Annotated in this window: 2 protein-coding genes and 1 pseudogene; all 3 read left to right on the top strand. The window is 50.8% G+C overall.

Translation table 11 applies throughout. The annotated features are described in order from the left end of the window. Positions 1 to 103, top strand: a pseudogene (locus CWM53_RS31865) (hypothetical protein); the annotation flags it as partial. After that, positions 100 to 450: a hypothetical protein gene (locus CWM53_RS06645; RefSeq protein ID WP_100698943.1), complete on the top strand. Its 351-nt coding sequence runs from the start codon at positions 100 to 102 to the stop codon at positions 448 to 450. The pseudogene CWM53_RS31865 and the gene CWM53_RS06645, both read left to right, overlap by 4 nt. 14 nt (positions 451 to 464) lie before the next feature. Continuing rightward, positions 465 to 782, top strand: coding sequence for a hypothetical protein (locus tag CWM53_RS06640; RefSeq protein ID WP_100698945.1), 318 nt, complete (start codon positions 465 to 467; stop codon positions 780 to 782). Positions 783 to 1,146: the final 364 nt, after the last annotated feature.

The raw sequence follows: 1,146 nt of genomic DNA, 5'->3' as shown, positions 1-1,146 counted from the left end.
GGACGATCTGGCCAGTGTTGCCCGTAAATGGTACCGCCAGTACATGGAGGAACGGCGTAAATTCTTAATGATGTCGGGCCAGTATTCTGAGGATAACCCATGAAAAAAGAGATTTCCCGCAACCCCTCTTTCACGCCTTCGCCTAAGCTGCGAGCTCATCTGAACTCCCACAGGGAAGGGGTGACTGAACGGCTGAATAATATCTTTGATCGCTATGCGCATCTGGTTCGCGCCTGTGCCCTTCCTCTCGATGCCGAAGAAACACAGGTTCTGCTTAATGTGCTGAATGGCTCCGTTGTGGAACCCGCCTTTATTGAATATCTGGCTCAGGAAATCCGGGACTCGGATTACTATCTGGAGGGTATCCCCGCGGCTGAATCGCTGTATGAAAAGTGCCTTTCAGCGACCTATCCACAACTGCTGGCTACCGTCGAGCGGCTCGAGCGCTGAAGAAGGTCATACCGATGAGTGACGTCCTTTCCAGAAGACAACTTACCGCTAATCTAAAGATGATTGCCGGGGCGATTGGCTGCCTCAACAGGAATGATGTTGCACAAATTATCAGCCTGGGCGGTGTCCCATGTTCTAAAAGCCGGGCCGACTCGATAATCCGCAGTGCCGGGGCGGAAAAAAATGCATCCGGCAATTCTCATCTTCGCGGAGCCAGAATAAACCGATCCGCAGAGGTCACGCCGGAAGAATTCAATGCTTTTTGTGCCGGGATGAAAACATTTCTTGTCGCATTTGAAACGAATAACCTGAGTGAAAACAACGATAAGTAAGCTCCTGACCTGTCTGTGATCCGGACAACTGCAGTTTCAGGAATTTATAAATCCCTATATGTGGTAGTGTTAATTTTGTGACGCGGATCATAACATCCGGCCCGGTTATTGAGCTGTATGTTGCATATATTGACCTATCTCGATTCGCCCGTTGGATCAGCCCGTGATTTCCCTGCGGGCTTTTGTTCTGATACTCCTCCGTTCCTTCCTGTGATGGCTTTCTTTCCTGCTGTGTCCCTTTTTAAAACTGAAAAGGCTTAAAAGCACACCCACACTGGACACCTTCGGCTCCCGGCCAGCTGCGCTGTCCAGTCGTCGAGCCACACTCCGCTTACCGCGAAAAGACGCGGTAAGCTCCGCCGAA

The sequence above is a fragment of the Klebsiella sp. A-Nf5 genome (assembly GCF_002810545.1).
In the GTDB taxonomy this organism is placed as follows: Bacteria; Pseudomonadota; Gammaproteobacteria; order Enterobacterales; family Enterobacteriaceae; genus Klebsiella; species Klebsiella variicola.
This window is presented reverse-complemented; position numbering and strand designations above follow the sequence as displayed.